This window comes from Pseudomonas sp. LARHCG127, from assembly GCF_052871455.1.
The window spans coordinates 24,055-48,706 of record NZ_JBIXJT010000012.1 but is presented as its reverse complement, the minus strand read 5'-3'; the positions used below and the strand labels follow the sequence as shown (position 1 = coordinate 48,706).

Below are 24,652 nucleotides of genomic sequence, written 5' to 3'. Positions count from 1 at the left end.
AACTCACCCGCTGGCATAGATGAGCAAGGCTATGAAAATCACGAACGGCGCAAACATCACCAAGCTGCCGACGGCGAGTGCCCAACCCCAGGCAAAACCGCTCTCTCCCTTGAAACGACCGCCACTGAGTAAACGAAGTATGTAAACGCCAATCCGATGAGCCAACACGTTCAATAAGAAATCAAAAATATGATCCATGCTTTGGTCCTGGCATCTTCTTGGACGCTGCAGTGCTACGGGTCCAAGGTTTTCGTCATGATGATCGTGCGCTCTGATTTGTGGAACTCATCCCGGACTTTTTCAAAGCCAAGCGAAGCATAAAAGCCTTCTGCGGTGATTGAAGAGGGGACCCGCAGCAGGTTCAGACCTGCGTTGATGGCGATCGATTGAATCCTCGCCATCAGGTGTCTTCCGAGACCCTTCCCTTGATAGCTCGGGTCGACAAACACGCTTCGGACCACGTCTTGATCGAGACTCGCCGTTGCAACGATATGATTGTCGACTGTGGCTACGAGTATCTGGCGTTGAGCCAACAATTGAAGAATTGCCGGCGGGGAAAAATTTTGCGCCACTTGATCGATAATTTCGGGTGAGTAGTCTTGGGCGTTGGACTGGCGCAGGGCATTGATGATCGTTTGACTGATGGCCGGGGCATCGGTGGCCATAGCGTTTCGAATCAGGTAGTCCATTAAGGTTGCTCCTTGCGCATAGTCGCTTGAGCATAGAAGGATTCGGCCTCACTGACCAAAACGGAAGGCGTAATGACTGATTATCGCGGACTCATCCTCGAAGACACCCGTGAAGGCGCCACCGACCGTGCCATCGCACAATTGGAAGCCAGCCTGGGAGCCCGCCTGCCGGACGACTATCTCCAGTTTCTCAAGACCTGCAACGGCGCCTACGTGGAATACGATGTGTTGGCCACGCTCGCCAATGGCGATGAGGAATTGCTCAGCTTTTCGCTGTACGGGCTGGACCCGGACAAAGAGTATGAATCCAACCCCTTTGAACTGGAGCAACTGCGGGCCCAGCCCGGCTTCCCCGAGACGGGAGTGTTGCCGATAGGTCGCGACGGCGGCGCGAGTATCTTGCTGCTGGATGTGCGGGAAGGGCGCCAGGACGTGGCGGCGATGGTGGCGGGCTTGCCCGCGTGGACCGGGCGCCGTCAGCAGGGCGATGAGTACGTGGTGTTGGCGGATTCTTTCAACGGTTATCTGGATTCGCTGCATTTATCGGAAGAGCGGATCGAGGAGCATATCAATCACTTCATGATCAGCCCTGAGAGTATCGAGGCGACGTTGGAGTGGTTGGATAAGGGGAGCCCGGGGTGGCGGGAGCGGTATCGGGAATTGTGGAATGTGAGGGTTTTGGATCGGTTGATTTGAAGACTGATTGGGTGGCTGAATTCCGGTCTTGTCCCCTGGAGGCTGTTTACCTCTACTTCCCAAGTCGTCGCCACCAATCGGCAGCATTACGGGCGTTCGTAGCTTTTTTAAAGACTGCGGATTTTGGCGATGCTTCCAGATAAAGCCGGCCCTCATCGGGAAGCAGAGAAATAGGTAAAGACGACCTGTTGATTCGAGCAGAATTATCTTGGCTGTCTTGCCTAAGGCTTCAGGCAACAATGTTAACTTTCGATAGGCTATGAGCGATGCAAGTGGGAGCTATAGACACGAAGCGGCCTTGGTCAGCACAGTAGCTGTAACTTCGATCTTCAGTCAGCAAGGACATCTCATTGAACGACTCTGAACATGTGAAAGAACTGTGTGCCCGTTTCAACTCTGGAGAACATCTGAAGTTTACGTTTTTCTGGGGGCACCAGCGCAGCAAAATTGCCGTTACGGCTTCGTGCTTCAGCCAATGGTTCGAGGCCGGGTTCATTGTCGAGGGGCAACATTACCCGACAGCCGAACACTTCATGATGGCCGAGAAAGCGGCCTTGTTCGGCGATCAGGAAATTCGTGCGCAGGTGCTCCACGCTCCTACTCCTAATGCCGCCAAAGCACTGGGCCGCAACGTGCGTGGCTTCAATGATCAGGTTTGGCTGCAACACCGATACGACATCGTCGTTCGAGCGAACCAGGCCAAGTTCTCTCAGAATCCGCAGTTGAACGAATATCTTCTACAAACCGGTTCGAGCGTTATTGTCGAAGCCAGCCCGGTTGATAACATCTGGGGTATAGGGCTCGCACAGGACAACGCGGATGCGAACAATCCGAATCTGTGGAAAGGCTTGAATCTACTGGGGTTTGCGCTGATGCAGGTGCGGGACGGGGAGTAAGTTATCCCTCCGCCGCTTGAATTCAGTCCTCAGTCGAGACGGTCGATAGCGCGTGCAAGATTCGCGCGCGCCTGCTGCTCAAACGCATCGAAGTACGCTGCGGTCGTATAGATCCGTCCACGCGCCAGGAAGCCTTCAAGGACCTGGCGCCGCTTTTGGCGGTACACAGGCAGAGGCACAAACTGATACTCGCGGCGAATTTGTTGGTCGTATTCCTCGAACCGCTCGAACGATGCTCCAAGGATCGCCAGGTCCGTGTCCACCAAGACCGCTTCGTCTGCCGTTGCCGGGACACCGTCGTGTCGCGTCACCATCACCAGATCGTAAAGCCTGCGTCGCGTTTCATCGTCCAGGCCGCTATCGCGTGCCACGTCGTCCAACCATTGCGCACTGCGCAACTCGTTGTCGCTGCGAAGGGGGTCGTAGATCGCGTCATGGAACCATAACGCGAGGTCGACTTCTGCGGGGGCCTGGCAGGCCGCGTTGATGTATCGGCGCATATGAAGGCATTCCTTCAGATGCTGCAGGTTGTGGTACGCGCGGTGCGGCTCGCCGTAGTGTCTAATGAGCTCTTCGTACGTTTCGCGTGACGCGTCTCTGATGCCAAGCGCCTTCCAGACGCGAGCCCAGGCGGCGAAACCGATGCCATCAGCCATATTGTCGTTCGTACTGGCCAGGAGTAGACCGTTCCCGTCTGGTGGACTCGTCATTGTTTCTTCTCCACTTTATTGAGCATCACCCGCCGGCGCGTCGTCGGTATCGTCTGCTGGCGCTCCGTAAGGTGCGCCAATCTCGACCCGATCAGCCTTTACCCAACCGGTATAGTCGTCGCCGCTCTTGGCGATGAAGTTCACTTCCAGCCATGATTCGTCTTCAAGGTTGGAGTAAACGGTGAGGGAGTCGCCGGGTATGACGAAAATCTTCTTATTGGCACAGGCTTCATCGGGCGCTTCGTGGAAATGCAGGCGTCCGGTGCCAATGACTTTGCCTTGCACCGACGGATGAAACTCCGGCACCGTCCCGGAGATCTTTTCCGCCAGGGCCGAACAGTTAACAGCGGCCTGGCTCAGGCTGCTGAAAAGGCACAGGCACAACAAGAAGCTTGAGCGCAGATACATCGTGGCGAATCCGTTTGGGGTGGAGGCGTAGGATAGTTAAGTCAGAAACTATTGGGAAAGAGACATGAACAAGGGGATTGGAAAAAGTGCAGAAGGGGGCCCACTTGCCAACACCCCACTATCCAAACCACCCACTCAGCAACGCCGCGCCCAACGCGACTAACACGGTATTGAGACAGACCAGCGTGAAGCCAAACCTTACCAGTTCGCCTTCTTCCTTGGTCTGGGTCTTGGCAAGTCCCAGGATCAGCATGACAACCGACAGCGAGCCCAGCGCAGCATGCCCTGCCGAGCTGTTCTGGACGGCAGCCAACAACAGGCGAGAGGATTCCGGCAACATCGCGATGGCCGGCATGAAGATCGCGTTGCCGCCAACATTCGACCCGGTCATGTAGCCTGACAGCGCGCCAAACAGGGCCACCAGCGACGTCGCGGCGGCGGGTGAGAGGCCCGCTAGCAGTTGCATCAAACCCGCGAGGAAGCCGGCCTTCACCATCATCTGCGACATCGCCAGGAAGAAGAAAATGGTCAACAGTGGCCGCTTCGCCCGCGCCACCAGTGCAGCAGGCAGGTTGACGTCGAGTGCTGCCGGGCGTTGTGTGTGGCGCGTGTGAAACCCTATCCCGATCAGCACCAGAACCAGTGCCAGGCCGGGTGAGGCGAGTGGTTTCCAGGTGACCTGGGCGCCCTGTACAACCCAGTGATCTGGCCAAGCGGTGATCGTCCACACCGTCTTCAACGCGACAATGCAGACAATCAGGACCAGATATGGCCATGCCTGACGCGGCCATTGCACCGCACCGCGCTCGCTATCGTTGCGGCGCAGGCGCCACAGCCCAGCAGAGAGTACCGCAGCAGCCGTCACCAGGCCTGCTGCCACGCCGGCCACTTCCGGCCCCAGCCACCGACTGGCACCGTAAAGCACGCCCACGAACAGCAGCCAGAAAGCGCCCAACGCCCTCCATTCCCGCGAATCACGAACGCCTGCAAGCGATAGCGCGATTGCACTGAGGACCAAAAAAACCGGTGCGCTGGTCAATGCCGAGGTCGCTGCCAGCGCGGTTGCGTCCAGGTGAACCAACGAAGCACCAATGACCGATGCCAGGCCCAGCGTTCCCCAAGGCATGATTGCCATGCCGGTCAGTGCTATCCGTAGCGCGACCCGACGTTCGAAGAGACTGAGCAGCAGGGGCACCGTGGCGATCAACGACACGCCGAAGCCGGTCATCGCTTCGAGCAACGGTGCCAGTCCAAGAACGATAAACACGACTTGATCGCCGCGCCCAAGCCCCAGTGACCGCACCCATTGGCTAAGCGCCAGGTTGACACCCATGCGCTCGATAAAAATCACAAAAACCAGGCCTGGAACGATCACGAAAGCCGTACTTGCAAACAGCACGGCCGTATCTTGAGCAGCGGCCACCATGCTGCCCAGGTGCCACGCGTCGGCAGCGCCGGCGAGCCAGAGCACCATGACCCATACAGTGCCTGCGATGGCGGCATGCACGGGTGGCCGGCGCAGCACGACGAGCATGGCTGTCACCAACAGGACAGGGGAGAGATGGAACAGTGCGAGCATGCCGATAATATCCTGTGTGTGTTGCGACCAAGGCTGCGTACGCAGACTGCTGGAAAGATAATATTTCTCCAGGCTAGATAAAGGGGTGCAGTTTTCTGTTAGTTTTCGAGAAAATTTCTCACGGGTTTACCATGGCAAAAAACGACGCTGCACTTGAATCGTTGGACAAATTCGACCGTGCCATCCTGGACCTCGTCCAGCGCGACAACACGATGCCGCTGCGCCTCATGGCCGAGCAGGTCAATCTTTCCACGGCCGCCGTTCAGCGCCGTATCAAGCGGATGGAAGCGGGGGGCGTCATCACGGGCAACGTCGCCATCGTGGACCCCACCGCCGTAGGACGACCGATCACGATCATTGTGGAAGTGATGGCAGAGCGCACCAGCATCGAGGCACTTGAGGCGATGAAGGCACACTTCGCGGTGCCCGAAGTTCAGCAGTGTTATTACGTCACCGGTGAAGTGGATTTCGTTCTGGTGTTAACCGTTGCCAGCATGAACGAATACCAGGCGTTGGCGCGGCGATTGTTTGCCGAAAATTCCAACGTGACCTGGTTCAAGACAATCGTGGCGCTGGACCGGGTGAAAGTCGGGCTTGATGTGCCGAGTGTGCCGGTGGGAAAAGAGAGGGAATAGGGGGATTTACTTTTACTTCCATAAAGCAAATCCGGCCGGGTCGGGCGCGTGATTTTGACATACGCTCACGTAGGGCGAAGCGCTTACCCATGTTCCGCTGCCAACATCGACCTGAACTGAGCAATGATCTCTGAAGATAACCCGGCGCCTTCGAACACCGCACAGGTGAAGCTAACGGGGGCAGGGCCTGGAGCCGTGATGATGCGGTCCGCAACCACAGCTACTGGGCTGCTTCGATAAAACTCATTTCCTTCATAACCCACGGCATTCTTTTGCAAGAAGTCGGCGCTGTTCGAGGTATGAGGAACCCTGTCGAGAAGCCCGGCCCTGGCCAGTGCCAGCGTTCCTCCGCAGATGCCGGCAATTGTCGCTCCACTTGATCGACTCGCCTGAAGGAAATCGCGAATATCGGGCGCTTCTGCACGTTCCCAGGCCATTCCTCCAATGACGACGACAACGTCTGGTTTCCAGTTCAGACATTCTTGCAAACTGCTATCAACCGTTACGGCCAATCCACCCTGGGAGCGGAACTGTCCCGTAGCAGGCGCAAAAAACCTGACGTCGATTCCGTAAAAAGGGGACGCAGTTCCAGCGATGAAAGCATATTCCCAGTCCGCAAAACCGGCTGTCAGTATCAAACCCACGCGTGCCATCAGTCACAATCCTCCATGAATGCCAAATGCCTCCCTCGGCATTTTGTTAAGCCGCAGCAACTCAGTACTACTCGTTACAAACTGTCTTTTTTGTCTGTAGATGGTTGCGCCAGAAACTCCGCGATCAGCGATACAACCTGCTGCTGAATCACCCCCCGAGCACGACCGCCATCACCATCCCGACAAATGATCCCATCGCCTGGCACTTCCTCTTCAAGCATTTCCTCCGCACCCGGCTTACACATCGACATAAAGCTGAAATGGCTCGCGTCTTTGATCTCAACGTAACGGCTTGACGCCTGGGGCAGACGCTTGGCCAGGTTGGCAGACTCCAACTCAGCAGGAAGCTTTCGCGACGGCACGCCGGCCGCGATCACCAGGGCGGGAACAGGCAGCGCGGCCAGGCTTTCATCGGTCAGGCCCCGTGAAAGGCCGAGGTCCAATGTCACCACCGAGGTAACACGTTTGTCACGCCAATCAGTGGCCAGCTCGGCCTTTGCTTCCGAGGTGCTGGCGGGGTTCATCTGTTGGTAAACGGTGCAACTGGATAACTGCGAATGGGCTTTGCAGTCTTGGGCGAAGCGCTCTGGGTCGAAGCGAGCGCCGGCGATTTCCAGGGCAGTCCAGCCGCCGAGTGAATGGCCCACGGCTGCAATTCGGCCATTGGCGACGCGGCCAAATTTTTCCGGTTGAGTTGTGACCGCATCGATGGCTCGGCGCAGGTCAACGGGCCGCTGCCATAGCTGCGCCGCTGCTTGCGGGCTGCGGTCATGGGTGGTGCTGCCGGGGTGGTTGATGGCGGCGACGATGTAACCCTTCCGGGCCAAGGCGCTGGCCAGCCAGATCTGGTTGCTCCAGTTACCCCTGTAGCCGTGGGAGAGCACCACCAGTGGATGTTCGCCGGCAGTGGGCGGCGCGTTACGCACGGCCGCCGCGCCGACGAACACCGCGTTATCGGCGATCAATTGCGGGGTCGCGGTGGTTGCGCTGGGGTACCAGACGACCATCTCTAGGGCGCGGCCATTGTGTGGGTCCGGCAGGGTGGAGGATTGGAAGCCGACGGGGTTTTCGTCAGCAAATGCGGTCGTTGTCAGGCAAGCCAACAACAGGGCGCCGAGAGCTGTTTTCAATGTCGTTTCTTCCTTGATTAGACGAATGGGCTGTCGATAAGCCCCGGCATTAAAGCTCAGATTCGAACCGCAGTGCATAACTTTCATCGACCCGAGAAACTAGCGCGAAGGCACACTCCGAGAGGGAGAAGTTATCACCGGTGTCCATACGAATATTGCGCAACGCCACTACATTTCTTGGCGCGTCTTTTTCATTGTCGGTAGCGGTTTGCGTCATTGGGGAGTTCTCTACCACAGCCAGACCCTGGCATGGAGCTGTTTTCTTTTGTGGCGAGGGAGCTTGCTCCCGCTTGAGTGCGTAGCGCTCACAAAAGGGGCCGCTGCGCAGCCCAGCGGGAGCAAGTTCCCTCGCCACGGGGTTGTCGATTGGCAGGCTTATAAAGTGGAACCGGCCGGTGCTGCATCCAATCGTCGGGCAATCACATCCATCACGTCGCACCCATCGCGCAGTGGGATGCAGCACAGTTGTGCCAGGTCCTGAAGGGTCGCGGGGTCGATGGTCAGTTCATCACGCATCGCCAAGTTCTCCAGGAACTGGGTGGCGGCACGGATTCGGTAGGCGGCTGAGTCGAGCAGGATGTGTAGCGGGGCGGTGGTGTCGACGTAGAGGGGTTGATCGTCGGCGTTGCTGGTAAGGCCCATGTATTGATTCATAAGTAAGCTCCACTGGATAGTTTTGCCCACTGCGGGTCGCCAAACCCGGCCACCATTTGGGCGACGCCAAGACTATAGTCGCCACCGCAAAAAATACGCAAGGGATTGATAGGGAAGGGGATTCCCAATCATATGTAGGACGTTGCCATAGCCCTGAGTATCTGAGCTGTAAGTCTTACAACCAGGTAAGCCCCTCACGTACATCCGGCCAAAACACAACGATTTGTAGGATATTTCTGTAGCCTCATCGCCACTATCTGCCCGTTACCCCCCATTTACCCCCCGACGCATCCCACATTCCAATCGCGCATTCCCACCCCGCGCGGGATAATACGGCCCTGCCTGGGGTCACAAGCTTTCCCCTCGTTGGTATTGGCGTCTCAGAAGGATCGAACGCATGACAGATTGGCTCCAGAGCTACGGAGAAATGGCTGAACGGGTCCGCCGCCATCCTTGGGAGGAGACATCGCTTGGGCCGCCAGGGCAGTGGCCCGATGTGTTGAAGACCACCGTGGCGCTGAGCCTGGCCTCGCATTTTCCCCAGGCCATCGTGTGGGGGCCAGACCTGATCACGGTGTACAACGATGCATTCCTGCCGATCCTCGGCAGCAAGCCCGAGGCGCTGGGGCGGGGGTTCGATGAGGTGTGGCAGGAGGTCTGGCGCGATATCGGGCCGATCGTGCAGGCCGCCTTCGAGGGGCAAGCCACTTATATAGAGAACTTCCCCCTGATCATCGAGCGCGGCGAGGGTCCTGAACAGGCCTATTTCACGTTCTGCTACAGCCCCATCCGTGACCAGTTCGGCACGGTGGTGGGCATGCTGGACACGGTCACCGAGACCACTTCCACGGTGTTCATGACCCAGCGGCTGGCGGTGTTGGATGCCATCGGCACCGCCGTGGCAAATGCCACCGACCCGCAGGCCATCATGGCGACCACCACGCGGATCCTGGCGGCGCACTTGAACCTGTCCAATTGTGCCTACGCCGACATGGATGAGGACGAGGACGGTTTCACCATTCGCGGCGATTGGGCCCGGGTGGGCTCGCCGCATATTCTTGGGCACTATCGGCTGGCTGATTTTGGCCGACTGGCGGTCACGAATCTGCGGGCCGGCAAGCCGCTGGTGCTCAACGATAATCTCAAGGAGCTGCCGCCGGAGGAAGCGGCGGCGTTCCAGGCCCTTGGCATCGCGGCGACCATTTGCGTGCCGTTGATCAAGGGTGGGCGATTGACCGCGCTGATGGCTATTCACGACAAGACGCCGCGGATCTGGTCGTCCAACGATCTGGCGCTGCTGATGGAAGTCACCGAGCGCTCCTGGGCCCACATTGAGCGCGCCCGTGCCGACGCCGCTGTGCGCGAAGGCCTGGCGGCCCTGGCCGAGTTGAACGCGACGTTGGAGGAGCGGGTCGAGGAACGCACCACCCGGTTACAGCAGACCGAAGCGGCGCTGCGTCAGTCGCAAAAGCTCGAAGCCATCGGCCAGCTCACCGGCGGCGTGGCCCATGACTTCAACAATTTGCTGACAATCATCCGTTCTTCGGTCGATTTCCTGCGCATGCCCAACCTGTCCGACGATCGCCGGCAACGCTACATGACGGCGGTGTCCGAAACGGTGGAGCGCGCCTCCAAGTTGACCAGCCAGTTGCTCGCGTTTGCCCGGCGCCAGCCCTTGAAGCCGCAAGTCATTGACGTGGGCAAGCTAGTGCAGAGCCTGGGGGACATGCTGCAAACCGTCACGGGGGCGCGGATCCAGGTCAACGTCGAGTTGTGCGACCGGCCCTGTTACATCCGTGCGGATTTGAGCCAGTTCGAGACGGCGCTGATCAACATGGCCCTCAACGCCCGGGATGCCATGAATGGCCAGGGCACGCTGTGGCTGCGGCTCAGCTGCGGCGGTGGCATGCCGCCGATCCGTGGTCATGCCGGGGCCGGGCAATCCTTTGCTGCCATTGCCTTGGCTGATACGGGTACGGGTATTGACGCGCAAGTGCTCGAGCACATCTTCGAACCCTTCTTCACCACCAAGGAAGTGGGCAAGGGCACGGGGCTGGGGTTGTCCCAGGTGTTTGGCTTTGCCAAGCAGTCCGGTGGCAACGTCGATGTTTCGACCGTGGTGGGCGAAGGGACGGTGTTTACCTTGTACCTTCCGGAAGTGGAGCCTGAGAAAAACCACGAGCCGGTCAAGGAGGAACATACACACCTGGTGCTGGAAAAGGGCAAGCGTCGGGTGCTGGTCGTGGAAGACAATTTGGAGGTGGGGCGTTTTGCCAACCAGATCCTCCAGGACCTGGGCTACGAAACCGCCTGGGCGACCAACGCCGAAGAAGCGCTGGAGATGGTCGGCCAGGATGCGATGGCGTTCGACGCGATATTTTCTGACGTGGTGATGCCCGGCATCAGTGGGATTGCCCTGGCGAGAGAACTGCGCCAGCGTCGCCCGGACCTGCCGGTGGTGCTGACTTCTGGTTACAGCGAAGAGTTGGCCCACAGCGGTCATGAGGGCTTCGAGTTCTTGTCCAAACCCTATTCCGCCGATCAGGTTTCCCGGATTTTGAACCGGACGATGCTGGGCGCTGAATGAGTGTTTCCTTTCTGAAACAGTGGGTTCCATTCGTCGGCGAAGGGTGTTGTTGAATCAACAGTCTGTTGATGACCGACTAGTCTCACTCGTGAAGGTCGATATTGTCAGGCAACCGGTTGTTGCCGGTATGGACCTCAATGAAAGGGGAAAGGCAATGGGAACACCGTACAGCGAGGAGCACGGAGCCACATATCCGATCAATGAAGGGTTGCAGTGTGGCCAGTCGACTTACCATGCAGACTTTGGCGATGAACCGATCAAGTCCATCAGGACGAAGGTGGCCAAAGTGCAGCGAGGGGAGAAGTCCAAGTTTTTGCCCAGGGTTCCGGTCAAGAAGTGACGACAAGTCGTGGCCAGAGATCGTTCCCGCCGGGCCGCATAGGAGCTGTGTGGGAGCTGCGTAGGAGCTGTCGAGTGCAACGAGGCTGCGATCTTTCCCCAGACAATTGAGTCTCAAGCGATAGATCAAAGATCAAAAGATCGCAGCCTTCGGCAGCTCCTACAAGGATATCCCGGTCTTTACATAAATATTTTTCATCTTTTCTCAAACCGCGGTTCCTTTCACGTTTCTTTCACAAGCAGGTACGTACTCTGAGCTCATCCGTTAGAAAGCAGTACCTGCCCGTTTCCCCAGCGGGCTTTTTTTTGCCTGTCATAAAATAATCCGCCGTTTCGTTGTCCAACCGTCATGGCTGACGTGGTGTGGCGTAAACTCGCGCCCGCACGCATCGGCCATTTCTCCCCGAAGCGGCATTCTTGAGGTCTCTATCATGCGTTTGACTTTGTCCACCTTGTTACTGGGGTTAGTGGTTGCCCAGGGCGCGATGGCTGCCGGCGACGGTACCGCCGCGGTCGGCGGTGGTCTGGGCGGTGTGTTGGGCAACGTGGTCGGCCAGCAGATGGGCGGCAGCACAGGCGCCGCGATTGGCGCCGGTGTCGGCGGCGCAGCCGGTAGCGCCGTGGGCGCGCGCAAAGGCAGCCGCACGGAAGCCGCCATCGGCGGTGGCCTGGGCTCGGCCGGTGGCTCGATTGTCGGTAACCGCCTGGGCGGCTCCACCGGCTCCACCGTCGGCGCAGGTATCGGCGGCGCGGCGGGCGGCGCGTTGGGCAGCAACCTGTCCAATGACAACGACGGTCACTCTGGTGGCAAGAAGCACAAGCACAAGAGAAAGCATCGCTAAGCGGATGCTTGGATGAATGGACCCGGCCTCATGCCGTGATGCTGTTCAACTAGAAAAAACGGCGCTTCTTTCAGAAATGAGAAGCGCCGTTTTTTTGGGCTTCTTTTGATGCCTGAAGCAAGGGCAACAGACAGCGCCAGCCGCTGTGTAACAGCACCACCGCCATCGCGAGCAAGCTCGCTCCCACAGGGGATTTGGGGTGTTCGTAACATTTGCGTACGACACAAAAACCTGTGGGAGCGAGCTTGCTCGCGAAGAGGCCAGCACATCCGACATCGTCATCGACTGTGACACCGCCTTCGCGCGCAAGCCCGCTCCCACACAGGGGAACGATTGCCGCCCCCCCGCCTCAAATTCATACATCCATCAGCAATCGCGAGGTGTGTCATGACGCCGGAAACTGAAGGCAAGGAAGAAAAAGGCCCGACGGGCGTTCCCTTCATCAATGATCCAGGCCTCAACGACCCAGGCAACGAAGACCCCGGTTCCCTGATGGACGACGCCCAAGTGCCCTTGCTCGACGATGAGGACGCTGAACTTGAGGACGAATCCTACAAATGAAAGCCCTCAAACGGATCGCCCGCGTTCTTTAAGCTGCAGAACAGGTGCGCTCACCTGCCAGGAGGTTGTATGACTGCCGATTCCCACGCCCCCAACGACGAAACCCCGGAATACCCGCTGCCGTCGCCGACCAACCCGCTGAGCCGCGACCAGTTGCCGCCCGATGACGAAGCGGGCGTCGAGCAGGTGCCCAGCGACGATGAAGATGTCGAGGCGACCCCGGATGATCCGGACATCGCCGGTGATGACGCCTCCGGCAAGCCGAGCTGATCGACAGCCCCGCCCGTCGATCCAGTGGCACCATCGACCCTTCACGCATGCCACACATCAGGTAAGTACCTTGAAAAGGAGACTCACCATGATGAAGTCCAACATGACAGCGCTGACACTCGCCGGGATTCTTTCCGTCAGTTCGTTGGCCGCTTTCGCACAATCTTCCAGCGGCACGCCTCCCGTGGACAAGGGCGGGATGCCACCTTCTTCGGAAATGGAGGCTGGCTCAACGTCCGGTGCCAGTGGTAACGCCTTGCCCCCAGGCTCCGTCGGTGGTGGCAATGGCGGCGATGCCAGCGGCAGCAGTACCAGCCCCGGCACGGGCAGCGGTTCGACGAGTGGCGGCAGCACGATGGGCGGTGCCGACGCCGGTGGTGGCACCAGCGGAGGAACCGGTACCAGCGACAGCGGTGGCAGCTCGGGCGGCAGCGGCTCGGGATCGGGCGGCTCCGGCAGCTCGGGTCAATAACCGCTGCATCCTCATCCAAACCGATCCGCTTTTTTGTGGCGAGGGAGCTTGCTCCCGCTGGGGTGCGAAGCAGCCCCACGATCTTACGGTCGCTGCGCAACCGAGCGGGAGCAAGCTCCCTCGCCACAAAACCCGTCCATGGATTTCCCATTGCCGGTTCCAAGCCCCCTTCGTTATTCTGCTGAATCCTTTAAGGCAAACACGCTACCCTGGCCGCACCTGAGCCATCCCTGGAATGTTGTGTTGATAACGGATCAGATGCGATGAATGCACCGCTGAAAGAGTTTGGCCCGATCAAGGCTGTGATTTTCGACATGGACGGGCTGTTGTTGGACACCGAGGGGATCTACACCGAGGTGACTTCCATCATCGCCGAGCGCTACGGGCGCACGTTCGATTGGAGCGTCAAACAGAACATCATCGGACGCGGGGCCGTGGACCTGGCCAATTACGTCGTCCAGGCGCTGGAATTACCGATCACGCCCCAGGAATTCCTGGTCATCCGCGAGCCCTTGATGCGCGAGCGTTTTCCTCACGCCCTGGGCATGCCCGGCGCCGAGGAGCTGGTGCGGCATCTGAAGGCCCACAACATTCCGATAGCGGTGGGGACCAGTTCGTCGAGCCCTACGTTCGAGCTGAAAACCACCTTGCACCGGGACTGGTTCGCGCTGTTCGATTGCATCGTGACGGCGGACGACCCCGAGGTCGGCGCGGCAAAACCGGCACCGGATATCTTCCTCACCGCCGCCCGGCGCCTGGGTGTCGAGCCGCGCGATTGCCTGGTGTTCGAGGATTCCCCGTTCGGCGTGACGGCCGCGAAAGCGGCCGGCATGACCGCCATTGCCATTCCGGATTCGGCCATGGCAGACGAAAAATATGCCCATGCCGACGGGATCATCCGCTCCTTGAGGATGTTCCAGCCAAGCCTTTGCGGTTTGCCGGAACTGGAGTGGGCCTGAAAAAAAGGGGCCGCTGCGCGGCCCAGCGGGAGCAAGCTCCCTCGCCACATGGGATGAAGCCATGACCGGCGTTTTTTCATGCCTGGATCAGGCGCCGAAACCACCGTCGATGGTCAGGCTGGCACCGGTGATGTAACCGGCTTCCGGCCCGGCCAGGTAGGCGACGAAACTGGCGATTTCATCGACGTTGCCGTAGCGGCCGACGGCCATCAGCGACATCAGGCTGGAGGCGAAGTCGCTGTCGGCCGGGTTCATGTCGGTGTCCACCGGGCCGGGCTGCACGTTGTTGACGGTGATGCCGCGCGGGCCGAGGTCACGGGCCAGGCCTTTGGTCAGGCCGACCAGCGCCGATTTACTCATGGCGTACGTGGCGCCGCCAGCGAAGGGCATGCGGTCGGCATTGGTGCTGCCGATGTTGATGATTCGACCGCCTTCGGTCATGTGCCGCGCTGCCGCCTGAGTGGCGACGAACACGCTGCGCACGTTGACGGCCAGGGTCTGGTCGAAATCTTCGAGTTTGAATTCATCCAGCGGCCCCATGGCCAGCACGCCCGCATTGTTGACCAGGATGTCCAGTCGGCCAAACGCCTCGACGGTGGCGGCGACGGCGTTACGCACGGCGTCGGCATCGGCGCTGTCCGCCTTGATCGCCAGGGCCTTGCCGCCCGCTGCGGTGATGCTGTTCTGCAGTTCTTCAGATTTCGCGCCGGAGCTGACATAGGTGAAGGCCACGGCGGCGCCTTCTGCCGCGAGGCGTTTGACGATGGCGGCGCCGATGCCACGCGAACCGCCTTGGACCAAGGCGACTTTACCGTTCAGTGCTGGGTTACTCATGATGTTCTCCAAAGTGTGCCGGGGCGAGATGCCGCGGTGATGGAGCGAGTATCAAGAAGCGGTCATGGGGTGTGTAGACCGTCATTGCTATAGTCTGTCTAAACCAAAAGTTTAGAGTGGCGCCCATGGAGACCTTCAACAGTATCGAATGCTTTGTGCGCAGCGCCGAAGTCGGCAGCTTTGCCGAGGCGGCGCGACGCTTGAGCGTGACCCCGGCGGCGGTGGGTAAAAGCGTCGCCAAGCTGGAGGCGCGAATGGGCGTACGCCTGTTCCAGCGCAGCACCCGCAGCCTGCGGCTGACCGAAGCCGGCCAGTTGTTCTTGACGGAGGTCGGCAGCAGCTTCAACACCATCCAGAACGCTGTCGCCAACCTGGCCAGCGCTGGTGGGCAACCGGCGGGGACGCTGAAGGTGAGCATGGGCACGGCGTTCGGTCGATTGTATGTCGTGCCATTGCTGGGGAAGTTTCTGCGGCGCTACCCAGCGATCAACCCGGATTGGCATTTCGATAATCGCCAGGTGGACCTGATCGGCCAAGGCTTCGATGCCGCCATCGGCGGCGGTTTCGAGCTGCCCCAGGGCGTGGTGGCGCGCAAGTTGACGGTGGCCCATCGGGTGCTGGTGGCTTCCACGGACTACCTGCAAACCCATGCCGCGGTGAAAGAGCCGGAAGATCTGTCACAGCACCAGGGCATCCTGATTCGCTCGCCACAAACCGGGCGCGTGCGTTCCTGGCAGTTGACCAGCCGCAGCCGCGAACATAGTCCGTTGACGCTCAAGACGCGCATGACCATGAGTGATTCGGAAGCCGACTGCGCGGCCGCGGCCCAAGGCCTTGGCATCGGTCTGGTGAGCATGCCGATCGCCGTTCCCTTTCTGGAAAACGGGGCGCTGCAGCGGGTATTGCCGGACTGGTACGTCGACGACGGCAACATCTCCATCTACTACGCCGAGCACAAGTTGCTGCCGGGCAAGACCCGGGCGTTCGTCGATTTCATCATCGAGCAGTTTGCCGAGCAGGGGTTGGCGCGGCGGTTTAGTGCGGTTTGAGGCAGGCTCTGGACCGCATCGCCCCCTTCGCGAGCAGGCTCGCTCCCACAGGTTTTTTTGATGATCACAACATGTGTGGTCACTACAAAACCAGTGTGGGAGCGAGCCTGCTCGCGAAGGGGGCGATGCGGTCTAAAGTCATGCACTCACCGCCCAAACCGCCCCGGCCAGCCAATGATGGTCTTGGGCCGCGGCGTCGCATAGGTGCGCACTTTCGACGTCGACAACCCCAACCGCACCAGCGATTCGGCAATGGTCACCGCCGCCGTCACCCCATCGACCACCGGCACCCCGGTGCGCTGGCGAATCTGTTCATCGAGTCCGGCCATGCCGCCACAGCCCAGGCAGATCACTTCGGCCTTGTCCTGGCTGACTGCCAGCTCGGCCTGCCGGACGATGGCTTCAACCGCCCGCTGCGGATCCTGCTCAAGCTCCAGCACCGCCAGGCCACTGGCCCGTACCGAGGCGCAGCGGTCGAACAGGCCGGACAGCTTGAGCCGGTCTTCGATCAGCGGCACGGTGCGGTCCAGGGTGGTAACCACCGAATAGGCATGGCCGAGGAACATGGCCGTGCTGGCGCCCGCATCGGTGATGTCCACCACCGGCACGTTCAGCAGTTCCTGCAGGCCTTCGCGGCCATGTTCGCCATAGCCGGCCTGGATCACCGCGTCGAACGGCTGGTCGTAGGACATCACCCGGTCCATCACCGCGATGGCCGCCAGGTAGCTTTCAAAATTGCCCTCGATGGAATCAGCGCCGAAATGCGGCGTGAGCCCGACGATCTCGGTGCCCGGCGCGGCGACGGCCTGGGCCTGGCGGGCGATGGCTTGGGTGATGGATTCGGTGGTGTTGACGTTGACCACGAGAATTCGCATGAGCTGTCCTCCTTAACACACAAAAGTAAGCGGCCCGAACCGGGCGGGCCGTTCGGGCGATCAATGATGAACGTTATCCACAGCGATGGACTCACCGCTGACGTCCTCGTAATACGGCTGGCGCTTGGCGATGATCAGGTACAACAACCCTGCAATCGAAGCGCCAATCAGCCAGGAAAACGGTGAGACGGCGTCAAAACCGGGCACCAGGGCCAGGATGATGGCGATCAGCGCGGCTGGAATGAATGCCGCCACGGCACGCAGGTTGACCCCGTTGCTGTAGAAATACGCACCGTTTGGGTCCTCGCTGTACAGTTGCGGCACGTTGATGCGGCCTTTTCGCAGCAGCCAGTAGTCGACCATGATCACCCCGTACAGCGGCCCGAGCAGGGCACCGAGGCCGGACAGGAAGTACACGATCACCAGCGGGCTGTTGTAGAGGTTCCACGGCAGGATCAGCACGGCGATGGCGGCGCTGATCAGCCCGGCGCGGCGGAAGGTCAGGTACTTGGGCGCCAGGTTGCTGAGGACAAAGGCCGGGGCGACGAAGTTGGCCATGATGTTCACCGCCACGGTGACGATCAGGAAGGCCAGGCAGCCGAGCACGAGGAAGAACGTGTTGGGGATCGAGGCGATGACCTGGGTCGGGCTTTCAATGATCTGCCCGTTGATCTGGAATTGTGCGCCGCAGAGCAGGATGGTGATCCCGGCAAACACCAGGATGTTCACCGGCAGGCCCCAGAAATTGCCGACGATGATGGTCCGACGGCACGGCGAGGAGCGGGCGAAGTCACAGAAGTTGAGAATCAAGGTGCCGTAGATCGACAGCCACAGGGCGCCACCGGCAAAGATATTGCGCCACATTTCGCCACCGGTCAGCGGCTCGCGGATCGACCAAGCGATGGTGGCGCCGGCCTGGGTGTACATCCACCCGGCGAGAGCCGCGACGGTCACCAGGATCACCGGGCCAGCAAAACCTTCATAGCGGCGCACCATCTCCATGCCGTAGGCCAGGATCACCAGTTGCACGAACCAGATCGCCACGAAACACACCCAGCCCAGGCTCGACAGGCCGAGGATCGAGTCGCGGTCGTAGTCGGCGAATCCCGGGTGGATCGCCACCAGCAACACGCGGAACACCACTGACGCCAGGTAGGTCTGGATCCCAAACCAGGCAATGGCGATGACGGCCCTGATCAATGCAGGAATCTGCGCGCCGTGGATGCCGAAGCTGATCCGGCTGATCACCGGGAACGGCACCCCGGTTTTCTGCCCCATGTAGCCGGACAGGTTCATGAAGCCATACACCAGCGCCGCGCCGATCCCCAGGGACAGCAAGATTTGCCAGCCACCCAGGCCCAAGGCATAGAGGCCGATGGCGAAGGAGTAGTTGGCGATGTTGTGCACGTCGTTGGTCCACAAGGCAAAGATGCTGTAGCGGCCCCAGCGGCGGCCTTCGGCCTTGGTCGGCGCCAGGTCCTTGTTGTGCAGCCTCGGGCTCAGCGCCAGGGACGCGGTGTGGTCTTCGAGGGCAGGGGTGGAGGAGGGCAGATCCAGCGCGATGTTATTGGAGAGACTTGTACGCATTCCGGCAGGCTCCTGATTCTCGGCGCAGCGATGACTGTGCATGAGCGCGAGGCTCGACAAATCTTCGTCGCGGCGGGCGAGCATCATTGGTTACGGGGCATCTGCAGCCTGTACGGGATAGGGCGCTTCAGGCTTGCCGATCTAAAGTGTGTGTATGTTTTATAAATGTTGTATACAAAACACTTGTCGACTCAAGCCAGATTTATGCCACTTACGGATCTATCCGTTGGAGCACTAATTTCGTTTTGTTATGGGTTTTAAATAAGTAACTGAAATGCCGTGATTTAAAACTGACCGTTTAAACAGGTATTTATTTTTTGGCGAACGCCAGTGAAGAAGGGAGAGCAGATAACGCGGGAAGGAAGGTGTAACCTTTCGGGGCAGTTTCGGATTAAGTGCACACAAAAATGGCACTTGTGGTGACATTTTTGTGTACAGGGTCCGGCGCTTGCTTAGACGGCCTTGGATTTGGCGATGATGTTGCCGGCGTGCAGCCCGCATTCTTTCTGCGTGGCTTCTTCCCACCACCAGCGACCTTCGCGCTCGTGTTGGTTCGGCAGCACCGGGCGGGTGCAAGGTTCGCAGCCAATGCTGATGAAGCCGCGTTCATGCAGGCTGTTGTAAGGCAGCTCGAGCATGCGGATGTAGCCCCAGACTTCTTCGCTGGTCATCTGCGACAGGGGGTTGAACTTGTACAGGGTGCGCTCGGGGGTAGAGAACGCCGTGTCGATTTCCAGCACCGCCACCTGGCTGCGGGTGCCGGGGCTCTGGTCGCGGCGCTGGCCGGTAGCCCAGGCGCGGACATCGGTCAGTTTGCGCCGCAGCGGCTCGATCTTGCGGATGCCGCAGCACTCGCCATGACCGTCCTTGTAGAAACTGAACAGGCCTTTTTCCTTCACGAAGGGTTCAAGTTTCGTGTGGTCCGGCGACACCAGTTCGATGTCGATCTTGTAGTGCTCGCGCACCTGGTCGATGAACCGATAGGTCTCCGGGTGCAGGCGACCGGTGTCGAGGCTGAACACCTTGACGTTCTTGTTCAGTTTCCAGGCCATGTCCACCAGCACCACGTCTTCGGCGCCGCTGAAGGATAACCACAGGTCATCGCCGAATTCGGCGAAAGCCAGCTTGAGGATGTCCTGCGGGGACTTGTTGGCATAGGTCGTGGCGAGTTCCACGACGTCAAACGATGGGCTCATCAGGGCGGTTTCCTACAGGTCGGTGGCGCTGGGCGCTCTATATGGGGCTGATGGTAACAAAAGCTGTCGGGGCTGGCGCGTCCCTGTGCGTTGCGCGGGCTTCGACGAATGGCTAGAGTCGGCAGGCCTTTTGTTCGCTCAACCGATAAACATCAAAAAAATGGGAGTGTCTTGTGGAAATTGCCTGTCTCGATTTGGAAGGTGTGCTGGTCCCGGAGATCTGGATCGCCTTCGCTGAAAAAACCGGGATTGAATCCCTCAGGGCAACCACTCGGGACATTCCCGACTACGATGTGCTGATGAAGCAACGGTTGCGCATCCTCGACGAGCATGGCCTCAAGCTCTCCGATATCCAGGAAGTCATCGCCACCCTCAAGCCGCTGGACGGTGCCATCGAGTTCGTCGACTGGCTGCGCGAGCGCTTCCAGGTGGTGATTCTGTCCGACACGTTCTACGAGTTTTCCCAACCGCTGATGCGCCAGCTGGGCTTCCCCACCTTGCTCTGCCATCGCCTGATCACCGATGACGGCGGGCGGGTGACCGGCTACCAGTTGCGTCAGAAAGATCCCAAGCGCCAGTCGGTCCTGGCCTTCAAGAGCCTGTACTACCGGGTGATTGCGGCAGGGGATTCCTACAACGACACCACGATGCTGGGCGAAGCCGACGCCGGGATTCTGTTCCATGCGCCTGAGAATGTGATCCGTGAATTCCCGCAATTCCCGGCGGTGCACACGTTTGCCGAGTTGAAGCAGGAATTCATCAAGGCTTCGAACCGCAATCTCAACCTGTAAGCCAGTTAGACCTGGACAGGCACAGGACCTGTGGGAGCAAGGCTTGCCCGCGATGCTTTAGAGGTTCTGCAAGGTTTCCAGCAGCACTTTCACCTTGGTAATCGACTCCTGATACTCCGCCTCCCAATCCGAGTCCGCGACAATCCCGCCACCGCCCCAACAGCACACCTGCCCATCCTTGACCAGCAAACTGCGGATGGCGATGGAACTGTCCATTTCCCCGCGCACATCCAGGTACAGCAACGAGCCGCAATACAGCCCGCGCCGGGTCGGTTCGAGTTCGTCAATGATTTGCATGGCGCGGATTTTCGGCGCGCCGGTGATCGAACCTCCGGGGAAGCTGCCAGCGATCAGGTCCAGGGCGTCCTTATCCACAGCCAGTTCGCCCGTCACGCTGCTGACCAGGTGATGCACGTTGGGGTAGCTTTCCAGGCTGAACAACTCCGGCACCCGCACCGATCCGATGCGGCAGGTGCGGCCCAGGTCGTTGCGCAGCAGGTCGACGATCATCAGGTTTTCCGCCCGGTCCTTGGGGCTGGCCAGCAGCTCGGCGGCGTGGGCCGCGTCGTCCTCGGGCGTTGTGCCACGAGGGCGGGTGCCCTTGATCGGACGGGTTTCGACGTGGCTTTCGCTGACCTTGACGAAGCGCTCCGGGGACAGGCTCAGCACCGCACCGCCCTCCGGCAGGCTCTGGAAACCGGAAAATGGCGTCGGGCACGCCGCCCGCAGCGCCTGGTAAGCGGCCCAGGCATCACCCTGGCAAGGGGCGCGAAAGCGTTGGGCAAAGTTGACCTGGTAGCAGTCGCCGGCCTGGATATACGCCTGGATGCGTTCGAACGCCTGTCGATAGGCGTCGGCGCTGAGGTCCGGCGTCATCGGTCCTTCAAGGCTGAACGGCAGAACGGGCGCCGGGGTCGGCTGGCTGAACAATGTGATCAGGCGCTGGCGTTCGCCTTCGCCACAATGGGGGTGGAACACCAGTTGGCTGGTGCCCGCCTGATGGTCGCTGACCAGCGCCCAGTCGTACACGCCGAAACGTGCGTCGGGCAGTTGCAAGTCATCCTGGGCGTGGGACGGCAGGGTTTCGAGGTGTCGGCCGAAGTCGTAGCTCAAGTAGCCGATCAGGCCGCCGGCGAAGGGCAATTGCACCGTGGCCGGCAGTACCGCGTCGCCCAGTTGCGTCAGATGAGTACGCAGGCGTTGCAGGAAATCGCTGCCGCTCTCGTCTGGCAGCACCGTCAGTTGCGTAAGCGGCCAGGCGCTGAGCAGGTCGTAACGCCCACGCTCGGCGCTTGGCCGGCCACTGTCGAGCAGCACGCTGCCGGGGGCATGACGGATCGCCGCGAAGTATTCGGCGGGGTTGGCGCGGTAGGGCAACGGGTGTACGGAGCAGGTTGGCATGGGCGGGGGTGGGTCGGCCGTTCAGGCGGGGGAGCGATTGTAATCCCCTGTAGGATTTGCTCCTAGAGGGATGTCGGTATTGAACAGGTCTGAAGCTTCAATGAGACCCGTGGCGAGGGAGCTTGCTCCCGCTGGGCTGCGAAGCGGCCCCCTGGGCAGTTGAGCGCGATCATTCTGATACACCGAGGTGCTGGGCTTTGGGGTTGCTGCGCAACCCAGCGGGAGCAAGCTCCCTCGCCACAGGTTTTAACCCTTAACCTCATTCAGCCTTCAAATCTCAGCATTAGCCATCAAGCCTCAGGCTCAAGTATCAGCTTCAACCCTCAACCGGCGGAATATGCCCAAACAACTCCTGGGCAAACGCCACGCGCTCTTGCGCGGTTTCGATAATGCCGCGGGCCTGGAGTTCTTCCAGGCGGGCTTCCACCGCGTGGGTGCGCAAGGTCAGGCCGCAATCGTTGGCGATCTGGATGTTCAGGCCCGGGCGGGCGTTCAGTTCCAGGATCAACGGCCCTTTCTCCTGGTCCAGCACCATGTCGACGCCGATGTAGCCCAGCCCGCACAGTTCATAGCAACCGGCGGCCAGTTTCATGAAGCCGTCCCAGTAGGGCAGTTGCACGCCGTCCACCGCGTTGGTGGTGTCGGGGTGTTTGGTGATGATGTTGTTCAGCCAGGTGCCGCGCAGGGTCAGGCCGGTGGCGAGGTCGACGCCGACGCCGATGGCGCCCTGGTGCAGGTTGGCCTTGCCGCCGGACTGACGGGTCGGCAAGCGCAGCATGGCCATCACCGGATAGCCCATCAGCACGATGATGCGGATGTCCGGCACGCCTTCGTAGCTGATGCTCTTGAAGATCTGGTCCGGCGTCACGCGGTACTCGATCAGCGCCCGGTCACGGTGACCGCCCAAGGAATACAGGCCAGTGAGGATGCTGGAGACATGGTGCTCGATCTCCTCATGGCTGATGATCTTGCCGGACACCGTGCGGTAGCGACCTTCGAAGCGGTCGGCGATGACGATGATGCCGTCGCCGCCCGCGCCCTGGGCTGGCTTGATGACGAAGTCGGTGCGCCCGCCGATGATCTCGTCGAGCTTGTCGATTTCCTTCTCGGTGGAGATCACCCCGTACAGCTCCGGCACATGGATGCCGGCGGCGATGGCCCGTTCCTTGGTGATGATCTTGTCATCGACGATGGGGTACAGGCTGCGCTTGTTGTACTTGAGCACGTAGTCGGCATTACGCCGGTTGATGCCCATGATGCCCCGGGCTTCCAGGGCCTTCCAGGTCTTCCAGAAGCCGAACATCAGGAGTCTGCCTTGAGGAAGGCCTTGAACCGCACCAACTCGGTCAGGCGGTAGCCGCGATAACGACCCATGGCCAGCATGAAGCCCACCAGGATCAGCAGGATCGCCGGGAAGGTGAACACGAAGTAGACCAGTTCCGGCACGCTCATGATCAGGTGCGCCAGGGACGCGGCGAACAGGGTGCCGATGGCGACTTTCATCGCGTGGCCGGCGCCGCGCTCTTCCCAGGTGATGGACAGGCGTTCGATGGTCATGGTCAGGATCACCATTGGGAACAGCGCCACCGACAAGCCGCGCTCCAGGCCCAGCTTATGGCTGAACAGGCTGATGGCGGCGATCAGCACCACCACGAACGTCAGCACCACCGAGAGCCTCGGCAGCATCTGCAGCTTGAGGTGCTCCAGGTACGAACGCAGCGACAGGCCCAGCGTGGTGATCACCGTGAACAGGATGATGCCGAAGCCCAGTTGGGTTTCGCGGAAGGCGAGGGCGATCAGCACCGGGGTGAAGGTCCCCAGGGTTTGCAGGCCGATCAGGTTGCGCAGCACCAGGATCACCAGCACGCCAATCGGGATCATCACCATGATCATGAAGGTTTGCTGGGTCTGCAGCGGCAGGCCGTAGAGGGAATATTCGAGGAAGTTGGCGTCGGTGTTCTCGTCCGTCAGCTTGGCCAGGCGAATGGCGTTCATTTCGCTGTTGTTCATGCTGAAGGTGACGGTGGCTTTCTTGCCGCCATCGACGGTGATCAGGTTCTCGTCGCCGGTCCACCACAGCAGGCGGTCGGTGGGCAGGCCCTGTTCGCCGGAGTCCGGGTTGAAATACAGCCAGTCGGTGCCGTTGAAACTGCGCAGCCACAACTCAGGTGTCTGCGGCTGGTCGGCCACCAGGCGGATGGTGTGGACCTTTTCCACCGGCACGTGGGCGATGGACAGCACCAATTCGACGATGCGCGCCTTGTTGGCCGACGAAGGATCACCGGCCAGCAACAGCTTGACGTTGTCGTCGTTGAGGTTGTTGACCCGCTTGATCGCTTCGCTGATGAACGTCTCGACGTCGGCCGAGTGCTGGCGGATCGGTGCGAGCAGGGCTTCGGCTGCGAGTTTTTCCGGGCCTTCGACGGCGATGCTGTCGCGGAAGGTCGGACCCTTGACCTTGGTTTTCTCGGCGCTGTAGCGCTTGGTCAGCACCAGGCGGTAATAAAGGGTCTGGTTGCCCTTGGCGCGACGGGCCGACCAGGTCACCTTGCGGTTGCCGTCGACCCGGTTCACCGCCACACCGTAGTTATTGGAAATGAAACTCTCGTTGAGGCTCACGTAGTCGCGGCTCAGGGGCGGCACGAACATCTGGATCTTCACCGGATCCTTGGCGTTGGGCACGAATTCGACCTTGGCGTCGATGTTCCACAAGTCGTCGGTGGCGTCTTCGGTGACCGGGATGCCGAGCACGAAAATCTGATAGGCCGTTACCGACAGGCCCAGCACCACCAGGATGGCGATCAGCATTTTCAAATGGAGGGTAAGGGAGCGCATTGGA

26 protein-coding genes are annotated in these 24,652 nt (G+C 60.1%); 11 read left to right on the top strand and 15 right to left on the bottom strand.

The features are described from left to right. Positions 1 to 3 precede the first annotated feature (3 nt). Both ACIPQ1_RS20255 and ACIPQ1_RS20250 read right to left on the bottom strand, forming a co-directional pair. On the bottom strand, positions 4 to 198 hold the full coding sequence (locus tag ACIPQ1_RS20255; protein ID WP_250964969.1) for a hypothetical protein: 195 nt from the start codon (positions 196 to 198) through the stop codon (positions 4 to 6). 35 nt (positions 199 to 233) lie between these two features. After that, positions 234 to 689 carry an N-acetyltransferase family protein gene (locus ACIPQ1_RS20250; RefSeq protein ID WP_446534689.1) on the bottom strand — a complete coding sequence of 152 codons (456 nt, stop codon included), beginning with the start codon at positions 687 to 689 and terminating at the stop codon, positions 234 to 236. A gap of 72 nt (positions 690 to 761) precedes the next feature. Between ACIPQ1_RS20250 and ACIPQ1_RS20245 the strand changes: the two genes are divergently transcribed. Continuing rightward, positions 762 to 1,385, top strand: a complete 624-nt coding sequence (locus tag ACIPQ1_RS20245; protein WP_446534688.1) for an SMI1/KNR4 family protein — start codon at positions 762 to 764, stop codon at positions 1,383 to 1,385. A 350-nt stretch (positions 1,386 to 1,735) separates the two neighbouring features. Beyond that, positions 1,736 to 2,281 carry an NADAR family protein gene (locus tag ACIPQ1_RS20240; RefSeq protein WP_446534687.1) on the top strand — a complete coding sequence of 182 codons (546 nt, stop codon included), beginning with the start codon at positions 1,736 to 1,738 and terminating at the stop codon, positions 2,279 to 2,281. 29 nt (positions 2,282 to 2,310) lie between these two features. On the opposite strand, the gene ACIPQ1_RS20235 is transcribed toward ACIPQ1_RS20240, so the two are convergent. The 3 genes from ACIPQ1_RS20235 to ACIPQ1_RS20225 all read right to left on the bottom strand — a co-directional run bounded on the left by ACIPQ1_RS20235 (position 2,311) and on the right by ACIPQ1_RS20225 (position 4,978). Beyond that, on the bottom strand, positions 2,311 to 2,991 hold the full coding sequence (locus tag ACIPQ1_RS20235) for an HD domain-containing protein (protein ID WP_446534686.1): 681 nt from the start codon (positions 2,989 to 2,991) through the stop codon (positions 2,311 to 2,313). Between the two features lie 15 nt (positions 2,992 to 3,006). Further along, on the bottom strand, positions 3,007 to 3,399 hold the full coding sequence (locus ACIPQ1_RS20230) for a hypothetical protein (RefSeq protein WP_411385244.1): 393 nt from the start codon (positions 3,397 to 3,399) through the stop codon (positions 3,007 to 3,009). Positions 3,400 to 3,517: 118 nt separating this feature from the next. Next, entirely contained in the window at positions 3,518 to 4,978 is a 1,461-nt protein-coding gene (locus ACIPQ1_RS20225; RefSeq protein WP_446534685.1) for an L-lactate permease, read from the bottom strand. A gap of 131 nt (positions 4,979 to 5,109) precedes the next feature. Between ACIPQ1_RS20225 and ACIPQ1_RS20220 the strand changes: the two genes are divergently transcribed. Continuing rightward, positions 5,110 to 5,613 (top strand): Lrp/AsnC family transcriptional regulator, encoded by a 504-nt coding sequence (locus ACIPQ1_RS20220; RefSeq protein WP_446534684.1) that lies wholly within the window; start codon positions 5,110 to 5,112, stop codon positions 5,611 to 5,613. Positions 5,614 to 5,696: 83 nt separating this feature from the next. Here the strand turns inward: ACIPQ1_RS20220 and ACIPQ1_RS20215 are convergent, their stop codons facing one another. The 3 genes from ACIPQ1_RS20215 to ACIPQ1_RS20205 form a co-directional block, all read right to left on the bottom strand. Further along, positions 5,697 to 6,266, bottom strand: coding sequence for a DJ-1/PfpI family protein (locus ACIPQ1_RS20215; RefSeq protein ID WP_446534683.1), 570 nt, complete (start codon positions 6,264 to 6,266; stop codon positions 5,697 to 5,699). A 74-nt stretch (positions 6,267 to 6,340) separates the two neighbouring features. Then, a complete protein-coding gene (locus ACIPQ1_RS20210; RefSeq protein ID WP_446534727.1) occupies positions 6,341 to 7,396 on the bottom strand; it encodes an alpha/beta hydrolase family protein in 1,056 nt (351 codons plus the stop codon). Between the two features lie 375 nt (positions 7,397 to 7,771). Then, positions 7,772 to 8,050, bottom strand: a complete 279-nt coding sequence (locus tag ACIPQ1_RS20205) for a hypothetical protein (protein ID WP_058544244.1) — start codon at positions 8,048 to 8,050, stop codon at positions 7,772 to 7,774. A 397-nt stretch (positions 8,051 to 8,447) separates the two neighbouring features. Between ACIPQ1_RS20205 and ACIPQ1_RS20200 the strand changes: the two genes are divergently transcribed. The 6 genes from ACIPQ1_RS20200 (at position 8,448) to ACIPQ1_RS20175 (ending at position 14,080) form a co-directional block, all read left to right on the top strand. Continuing rightward, positions 8,448 to 10,637: a response regulator gene (locus ACIPQ1_RS20200; RefSeq protein WP_446534682.1), complete on the top strand. Its 2,190-nt coding sequence runs from the start codon at positions 8,448 to 8,450 to the stop codon at positions 10,635 to 10,637. A 770-nt stretch (positions 10,638 to 11,407) separates the two neighbouring features. Beyond that, positions 11,408 to 11,818 (top strand): glycine zipper domain-containing protein, encoded by a 411-nt coding sequence (locus ACIPQ1_RS20195; protein WP_411385239.1) that lies wholly within the window; start codon positions 11,408 to 11,410, stop codon positions 11,816 to 11,818. Positions 11,819 to 12,205: 387 nt separating this feature from the next. Then, positions 12,206 to 12,379 carry a hypothetical protein gene (locus ACIPQ1_RS20190; RefSeq protein WP_163006860.1) on the top strand — a complete coding sequence of 58 codons (174 nt, stop codon included), beginning with the start codon at positions 12,206 to 12,208 and terminating at the stop codon, positions 12,377 to 12,379. A 69-nt stretch (positions 12,380 to 12,448) separates the two neighbouring features. Then, positions 12,449 to 12,649 (top strand): hypothetical protein, encoded by a 201-nt coding sequence (locus ACIPQ1_RS20185; RefSeq protein ID WP_250964984.1) that lies wholly within the window; start codon positions 12,449 to 12,451, stop codon positions 12,647 to 12,649. Between the two features lie 88 nt (positions 12,650 to 12,737). Continuing rightward, entirely contained in the window at positions 12,738 to 13,121 is a 384-nt protein-coding gene (locus ACIPQ1_RS20180; protein ID WP_411385238.1) for a hypothetical protein, read from the top strand. Positions 13,122 to 13,384: 263 nt separating this feature from the next. Continuing rightward, a complete protein-coding gene (locus tag ACIPQ1_RS20175; RefSeq protein WP_411385237.1) occupies positions 13,385 to 14,080 on the top strand; it encodes an HAD-IA family hydrolase in 696 nt (231 codons plus the stop codon). Positions 14,081 to 14,167: 87 nt separating this feature from the next. Here ACIPQ1_RS20175 and ACIPQ1_RS20170 read toward each other — a convergent pair whose 3' ends face one another. After that, positions 14,168 to 14,914, bottom strand: a complete 747-nt coding sequence (locus ACIPQ1_RS20170; protein WP_446534681.1) for a 3-oxoacyl-ACP reductase family protein — start codon at positions 14,912 to 14,914, stop codon at positions 14,168 to 14,170. A 125-nt stretch (positions 14,915 to 15,039) separates the two neighbouring features. Here ACIPQ1_RS20170 and ACIPQ1_RS20165 point away from each other — a divergent pair, with 125 nt between their 5' ends. Continuing rightward, a complete protein-coding gene (locus ACIPQ1_RS20165; RefSeq protein ID WP_411385235.1) occupies positions 15,040 to 15,963 on the top strand; it encodes a LysR family transcriptional regulator in 924 nt (307 codons plus the stop codon). 146 nt (positions 15,964 to 16,109) lie between these two features. Here the strand turns inward: ACIPQ1_RS20165 and ACIPQ1_RS20160 are convergent, their stop codons facing one another. The 3 genes from ACIPQ1_RS20160 to ACIPQ1_RS20150 form a co-directional block, all read right to left on the bottom strand. Further along, positions 16,110 to 16,838 (bottom strand): aspartate/glutamate racemase family protein, encoded by a 729-nt coding sequence (locus ACIPQ1_RS20160; protein ID WP_060741345.1) that lies wholly within the window; start codon positions 16,836 to 16,838, stop codon positions 16,110 to 16,112. A gap of 60 nt (positions 16,839 to 16,898) precedes the next feature. Then, positions 16,899 to 18,425: an NCS1 family nucleobase:cation symporter-1 gene (locus ACIPQ1_RS20155; RefSeq protein WP_446534680.1), complete on the bottom strand. Its 1,527-nt coding sequence runs from the start codon at positions 18,423 to 18,425 to the stop codon at positions 16,899 to 16,901. Between the two features lie 452 nt (positions 18,426 to 18,877). Further along, entirely contained in the window at positions 18,878 to 19,621 is a 744-nt protein-coding gene (locus ACIPQ1_RS20150) for a phosphoadenylyl-sulfate reductase (protein ID WP_207966986.1), read from the bottom strand. Positions 19,622 to 19,794: 173 nt separating this feature from the next. On the opposite strand from ACIPQ1_RS20150, the gene thrH reads away from it, so the two are divergent. Next, positions 19,795 to 20,412 (top strand): bifunctional phosphoserine phosphatase/homoserine phosphotransferase ThrH, encoded by a 618-nt coding sequence (gene thrH / locus ACIPQ1_RS20145; protein WP_411385233.1) that lies wholly within the window; start codon positions 19,795 to 19,797, stop codon positions 20,410 to 20,412. A gap of 57 nt (positions 20,413 to 20,469) precedes the next feature. Here thrH and pabB read toward each other — a convergent pair whose 3' ends face one another. The 3 genes from pabB to rloB all read right to left on the bottom strand — a co-directional run bounded on the left by pabB (position 20,470) and on the right by rloB (position 24,648). Next, positions 20,470 to 21,813 carry an aminodeoxychorismate synthase component I gene (pabB, locus tag ACIPQ1_RS20140; protein ID WP_446534679.1) on the bottom strand — a complete coding sequence of 448 codons (1,344 nt, stop codon included), beginning with the start codon at positions 21,811 to 21,813 and terminating at the stop codon, positions 20,470 to 20,472. Positions 21,814 to 22,129: 316 nt separating this feature from the next. Then, positions 22,130 to 23,116, bottom strand: a complete 987-nt coding sequence (locus tag ACIPQ1_RS20135; protein ID WP_446534678.1) for an alpha-L-glutamate ligase-like protein — start codon at positions 23,114 to 23,116, stop codon at positions 22,130 to 22,132. Then, positions 23,116 to 24,648, bottom strand: coding sequence for an osmotic stress tolerance membrane protein RloB (gene rloB, locus ACIPQ1_RS20130; RefSeq protein WP_186709676.1), 1,533 nt, complete (start codon positions 24,646 to 24,648; stop codon positions 23,116 to 23,118). The genes ACIPQ1_RS20135 and rloB overlap by 1 nt, the downstream gene beginning before the upstream one ends. Positions 24,649 to 24,652: the final 4 nt, after the last annotated feature.